Source organism: Nostoc sp. CCY 9925 (assembly GCF_963920935.1).
Classification (GTDB): Bacteria; Cyanobacteriota; Cyanobacteriia; order Cyanobacteriales; family Nostocaceae; genus Nostoc.
In genome coordinates this window covers 1-5817 of sequence record NZ_CAWUDO010000206.1, presented here as the reverse complement: position 1 = coordinate 5817, position 5817 = coordinate 1, and the positions used below count along the sequence as shown (strand labels likewise).

General features: G+C 42.7%; 7 protein-coding genes. 3 read left to right on the top strand and 4 right to left on the bottom strand.

All coding sequences use genetic code 11. From position 1 onward, the window contains the following. Positions 1-118: 118 nt before the first annotated feature. The 3 genes from ACM0OY_RS39195 (at position 119) to ACM0OY_RS39185 (ending at position 1758) form a co-directional block, all read left to right on the top strand. Entirely contained in the window at positions 119-553 is a 435-nt protein-coding gene (locus ACM0OY_RS39195) for a VOC family protein (protein WP_414574101.1), read from the top strand. Positions 554-662: 109 nt separating this feature from the next. Continuing rightward, entirely contained in the window at positions 663-1295 is a 633-nt protein-coding gene (locus ACM0OY_RS39190; protein WP_414574100.1) for a glutathione S-transferase family protein, read from the top strand. Between the two features lie 133 nt (positions 1296-1428). Next, positions 1429-1758, top strand: a complete 330-nt coding sequence (locus tag ACM0OY_RS39185) for a DUF1579 family protein (protein WP_414574099.1) — start codon at positions 1429-1431, stop codon at positions 1756-1758. A 418-nt stretch (positions 1759-2176) separates the two neighbouring features. On the opposite strand, the gene ACM0OY_RS39180 is transcribed toward ACM0OY_RS39185, so the two are convergent. The 4 genes from ACM0OY_RS39180 to ACM0OY_RS39165 all read right to left on the bottom strand — a co-directional run bounded on the left by ACM0OY_RS39180 (position 2177) and on the right by ACM0OY_RS39165 (position 5716). Next, positions 2177-2437 carry a hypothetical protein gene (locus ACM0OY_RS39180; protein ID WP_029631390.1) on the bottom strand — a complete coding sequence of 87 codons (261 nt, stop codon included), beginning with the start codon at positions 2435-2437 and terminating at the stop codon, positions 2177-2179. Positions 2438-3024: 587 nt separating this feature from the next. After that, the gene (locus tag ACM0OY_RS39175; RefSeq protein WP_414574098.1) at positions 3025-3492 is read right to left on the bottom strand and encodes a DUF6985 domain-containing protein; all 468 of its coding nucleotides are present in this window, start codon (positions 3490-3492) and stop codon (positions 3025-3027) included. Positions 3493-3670: 178 nt separating this feature from the next. After that, positions 3671-4738, bottom strand: coding sequence for a WD40 repeat domain-containing protein (locus ACM0OY_RS39170; RefSeq protein ID WP_414574097.1), 1068 nt, complete (start codon positions 4736-4738; stop codon positions 3671-3673). A 720-nt stretch (positions 4739-5458) separates the two neighbouring features. Further along, positions 5459-5716 carry a hypothetical protein gene (locus ACM0OY_RS39165; RefSeq protein WP_414574096.1) on the bottom strand — a complete coding sequence of 86 codons (258 nt, stop codon included), beginning with the start codon at positions 5714-5716 and terminating at the stop codon, positions 5459-5461. Positions 5717-5817 lie beyond the last annotated feature (101 nt).

Genomic DNA, 5817 nt, shown 5'->3' with positions numbered 1-5817 from the left:
TCAGAATGATTATCATTTTTGTTAACTGTATATTTTATTCTCTGGAAGTCCCTTAACCCGAACTCAGGTTAAATAGCCACTGACCACTGACCAACAACTAACTACACCAGGAGAAACTATGAGTACTCAAATTTTCGTCAACCTACCCGTCAAAGATCTCCAGCAATCCATCGAGTTTTTCACAAAACTTGGCTTTCAGTTCAACCCCCAATTTACCGATGAAACGGCCACCTGCATGATTGTGTCCGAAACCATCTTTGTGATGCTTTTGACGCATGAGAAATTCAAAACATTCACGCCGAACCCGATTTGCGATGCCACAAAAAGTACCGAAGTGTTGACGTGCTTATCAGTTGAGAGCCGAGAAAAAGTGGATCAGCTGGTTCGTGAAGCCGTTGCTGCTGGTGGCACAACCTACAACGAACCTCAAGACCACGGATTTATGTACGCGCATGGATTTCAGGATTTAGATGGTCACATTTGGGAACTAATTTACATCGAACCCGAAGCAACCCATCCAGTTGAGGCTGAAAGGGAAGGAGCAGGAGTGTGAACTACAACAGAACAACCAGTGGAACACAAATTCGCGAACTCATCGAAACATGAGCACACCCATTCATACAAGCAGATGAAAGATATTTGCACATCACTGAGGTTGATTCATGAAACTCTATGAATTTGCTCCCACGCGATCAATTCGAGTTCGCTGGGTTCTCCAGGAACTTGGGGTAGAATTTGAAGCAATCTCCATCAACATGCAGGCAGGTGAACACCGTACACCCGATTTTCTCACCATCAATCCCACTGGCAAGCTCCCTGTACTCATCGATGGCGAACATATCATCACTGAATCCGTAGCCATTGCTTTGTACCTCGGTGAGAAGTACCCAGAATCTAACCTGGTACCTACAGACTTGCTTCTGCGAGCACAGCTTTATCGTTGGCTCCTCTTTACTGCCACCGAATTGGAACAGCCGCTATGGCGTATCGCTCGCCACACGTTTATATACCCAGAAGAGTTGAGATTGCCTGCTGAAATACCTCTCGCTCGGCAAGACTTCACCAGTATGGCTGTCGTTTTAGAGAACCATCTGTTGGATCGGCAGTTTGTAGTGGGTGAACACGTCACAGTGGCTGATTTTGTGCTTGCTTACACACTGGATTGGGCGAACGAAGTTCAGCTACTCGCCACTTTCCCCACGCTGATGGACTACATGGAACGAATGTACAAACGACCAAAGGCATCTGGGCGAATCGCAGCTGCACTTGCAAGTCTCAATCAGACCTCACAATGATTCACAAAAGAAGATAACCCAATGGAACCCAACCAAGCTGAACAAACCTCACCCATGCCTGCTCAACCGCAAAAAGAAAGAACATCAGTGGCTCCAGAAACTCGTCGGTGAGTGGACGTATGAAATCGAAGCGATGATGGAACCCGATCAACCTCCCGTAAAATCAACGGGAACAGAGACTGTGTGTTGCCTTGGGCACAGCGAAAGCTGCTCACTAGCTAGACTTTGGGTATTGGCAAAAGGGCAGGGCGAAATGCCTGGCTGTGGTTCTGTAACAACGCTGATGACCCTGGGCTACGACCCACAAAAACAGCGGTATGTGGGCACCTGGATCGGGTCCATGATGACGTATCTCTGGCAATATGATGGTGAATTGGATGCAGGGGAAACCATGCTAACGCTCAACTCTGATGGACCTGCTATGACGGATGACGAGAAAATAGGAAAATACAACTATTGCTGATTCATCATCTAAATCTATATCTACGTTAAATTCTGAAAGTATTTCCGAGATATCTGTATTTTCTAGGAACAGTTCGTACCATTCTTGAAATGTTGCGGGACTAAATAGTTTTCTCGCTTCTTCAAATGAAATTTTCTCTCATCCAGCATCTGTAACTATTTCGTTACCAGTCTTTGTAATGAACAGATTCTCTTCTTCTACCATCCAAGGGAAAGATGTTTTTTGATGTTTTCTCTTTCGTTTACCCATTGAGCCATTGCAATGTCTATCGCCTTGCCGCCTAAACGTCTACGCACTCAACTTTAATGCTACCGTTGATTATTTGGTAGGCTTCTTTACCAAAGAGCAACTGCTGTTTGTGACAGTACGTACAACACAAGAGAAACGTATTATTTTTTACCTATATTTATCAGGAGTCTCACCCACAAAAATCATCCACCCGGATATCCCGCCAAATGTCAGAAATCTGCCAGCCAGAGTTGCCAACAGACTGTACTGGAGGATTGTCAAGGAATGGAATATAGTCAGGTTCTCTTGGAAGAAGAATTGCTGCTGGTTGCTCATCAACCACAGGGGCTGAAGAATTGACAGTATCAGCTTGAAGATTTTGGTCTTCAGCGTGTTGGATTTCCATCATTTTCTTCAGAGTCAGCTTGTCGGATTTTTTGATGATCTTCATATCTATCTATTAAAAGTTTTCATTCAGTAATCCCCAAAAGCATTGGCTGAAAATCTGGATTACAGCAAAGTTGTGAGAAATTGGGTGTTAATAATTGCACGGAATAAACAAGATACAGCAAATCTATGGAAAATACGAGTCCCTCGCTGAGGAATTTATCAATTGGATACACATAATGTATTAAATTAGACATTTTGCCTACTACTTCGATTTATCCTCAACTCCAACGCCAAACGCTGCTCACATACAACAAATAACCAAGACTTAAAAACAGAGTCAGGAAATCCAACCCCCTCACTGAGGTAGCCTACGCGTGATCGCTCTGGTATAGTTGCCACTGTGGGGGTTTTTGCCATAAACGATCAATACAGTTGCAATATAGTTGCGTACCTCTACTAAACGAATGGTTCGGCCATCTCAATAGCCCGTTTGTAGGCTTTCTGGTTGCAATATAGTTGCGTACCTCTACTAAACGAATGGGCCTTACTGTTCTTACTGTGCACCATACTTGGTTGCTCTGGCAGCGATCGCAACCTATAAGCGATATGCTTCAATTCACCACGGTTTTATGCCAAGCTATATAGTTTTTACCGTCCTGTTTCACCTATCTGATCTGCATCGTCTGCTACTCCATTGCGAAAGCGTACTTCTAAGCCGTGTTCTGGCTCCCAGTCACACTCAGCTATCAACTTAAAGGTAGCAATATCTAGGTCATACTCCACATAAATATATGAGAAAGTGACCTGATCCCAGACCTGAATGGGATTAGCCAGCAGAGGCATTGACTCATCTCCAATCATGTCACGATATACATCATAATTTTGCAGCACCAGAGGAGCAGTGATGTGTAACACATCGGGTGGCAAGGCTAGAGCTTGCCGAATAGCTTCACGCTGAAGTGATGAAAGTTCCCCAATCTGCCCCTGTTGAAAATCCACACAAATCGATACACGGCGATCGCCCAAAACAGCACATTGTGCTAAAGTCCAGTAGTTATCTTCCAATGTCATCTGTCCAAACTCAGCATCGTAATAACTTCTTGGGGATTTCATCATTTTCAGATACTACCTTTATTCTGGGCTTCCCTAGCAACTCCAAAAACTAGTGAAAATTTTACTTTGAAATTAGTCGTACTTTTTGAGCGAGAATATCGATAGTTAAAGTTAAGTTCTGTATCCTTAACCAGCTTCTCCTTTTAGAAGTTCCCGTGCGCCAAGAATAGGGCTAATGCAGTTATTTAATTTGCCAAATATGTATAGTGCTATCCTCATTGCTACTAGCGAGGGTTTTACCATCCAGGCTCAGAGCAAGTCCTAAAACAGAACTGGAACCATCCCTCCATGTGTGCAACAGTTTTAAAGTCTCTAAGCTCCACAGTTTAATACTGCCATCATAATTGCCGCAGATCAGAATTTTTCCATCGGGGCTGATGGCAAGAGATTCAACTGAACTAAAATTATCAGTAAACTCATGCAGTAGTTTTCCACTTTGAAGATTCCATAACTTTAGGGTACTAATTGCGCGATTTCGAGAAACTAGCTGACCAAAACTACCAGTAACAAGCTTTTTACTATCTGGAGTAATGGCAATAGCATCAACTCCGGTTTTGTGTCCTTTGAGAATATGGCGTGTTTTTTTAGTTTGCAAATCAATCAGCCTAATTGTATTATCATCGCCGCCCCCAGTACTCACAAGGGTTTGCATATCAGGGCTAAATGCAACTTTACTCACAAATCCTGAGTGTGCAGCAATGGTATCAAGCAGCTTAAGTGTGTGTAAATCCCAAAGCTTGATTGTATGATCGTCACTGCCACTAGCAATCAATTTGCCATCTGAACTAATCGCAACGGTTTCTACTGGTTGGGTATGCCCACTGTCGCTGTTAAGCATAAGGAAAGTGCGTAAATCCCAAACCTTCATTGTTGGGGTGCTTATCCCACCACTTACAATCCACTTACCATCTGGACTAATCGCAATTGAAGTAACACCATCTGAGTGAGCGTCTAAACTACGCAACAATTTCCCAGTACGTAAATTCCAGAATTTAATTGTATCATCTCTACCTCCACTAATCAGGGTTTGCCCCGAAGGGCTGATCGCAACTGCTCGAACACCAAAAGTCACTTTTTTATGCCCAGTCAGTGTGTGAACAAGTTGAATCTGTGCTTGGGACTGAGTAATTGTACTCTTGCCTATGGGAAGATTTGAACTAGAAGAATGTATATCAATGACAGTGATGTTTACTGCAATCGCTAAGACTATAATCACTGCTTTGGATTTGAGAAAATTCAATAATTTCATGGTGCCCAGGAACGCAATTACATAACATGGTTCCCATTTGATGGGGCGCGATGCCTACGGCGGGTGGGTACGCCATCGCACCCAATCTGATAGACCACAGTCAAACACTGGGTATAAGTTAATAATCTAAATACGGTTTCCTAGTGATTAGAAAAATTATCATTTATCATCGTTTCAATCACAATACCGCCAAATCGAGCTTCCTCAGCCCAGCACCTCACTCCCTCAATGTAGCAAATCTGGCTTTCGTACTTCTCTTTAGTTTCACTTACAATTCCCTCAAATCCTCCACTCATTGAGGTATTAAAGAAACTCAATTTTCGTCCCTGAGCATCACTTGCTTTGCTATAGCAAGTATTACAAACTGCGCGTGGATATCTTGAAAAATATCGAGTTGGGGTCGAACAGATTGGGCAAGGATGAAATTCAGTATTACTCATATATCTTTTACTTGAAAAAACTTCATCTTCTGACTTGGAGATTACTTGGTATATATAAAAACTGGACAACTACGGTTACTGCACATTACTCCACCTGCCGGATATAAAATTGCTTCCTTGACACGATCATTTCCTCCAAAACCACAATTACAATCTGAGGGGTGATTCCAAGCATTACATGGCATATTATTAGGGTTTAAAAGGTCAAATACGCAGTAAGAGAGTAAGCGATGTGAATGTTAAAACAGCATCATTGAATGCGAAGTTAATCTATCTCCAATCACTCTTCTTCATCTGTCACATCGCTGAATGCTGAATCATCCACAGCCAAGACTGGTTTGCCCATAGCAGCTTCAATTTTGCCAAGTATCATCCGTTGACGCGATGCTATGAAACCCTCAAAGTCGTCTTGTCGAAGTTTTATTGCATCGATTTGGTGAGTTGCCAGAATTGCATTCATACCTGCATCGTCTAGCTGAACACTGTCATGCTTTTGAAGCTGAACCAGATATTCACTTGGAGCTTTACCACCAATCATGCGATTTGCTTTAAAGGATATTGGGGTTTTGTTGAGGATAGAGTTATACGCAAATTTCTCACAAACAATAAAAAATCAATTCACATCGCTTGATGTAAGAC

Coding starts and splice junctions, on each gene's coding strand:
- ACM0OY_RS39195 (WP_414574101.1), top strand. CDS start 119: ATGAGTACTCAAATTTTCGTCAACCTACCCGTCAAAGATCTCCAGCAA.
- ACM0OY_RS39180 (WP_029631390.1), bottom strand. CDS start 2,437: ATGAAGATCATCAAAAAATCCGACAAGCTGACTCTGAAGAAAATGATG.
- ACM0OY_RS39170 (WP_414574097.1), bottom strand. CDS start 4,738: ATGAAATTATTGAATTTTCTCAAATCCAAAGCAGTGATTATAGTCTTA.
- ACM0OY_RS39165 (WP_414574096.1), bottom strand. CDS start 5,716: ATGATTGGTGGTAAAGCTCCAAGTGAATATCTGGTTCAGCTTCAAAAG.
- ACM0OY_RS39185 (WP_414574099.1), top strand. CDS start 1,429: ATGATGGAACCCGATCAACCTCCCGTAAAATCAACGGGAACAGAGACT.
- ACM0OY_RS39175 (WP_414574098.1), bottom strand. CDS start 3,492: ATGATGAAATCCCCAAGAAGTTATTACGATGCTGAGTTTGGACAGATG.
- ACM0OY_RS39190 (WP_414574100.1), top strand. CDS start 663: ATGAAACTCTATGAATTTGCTCCCACGCGATCAATTCGAGTTCGCTGG.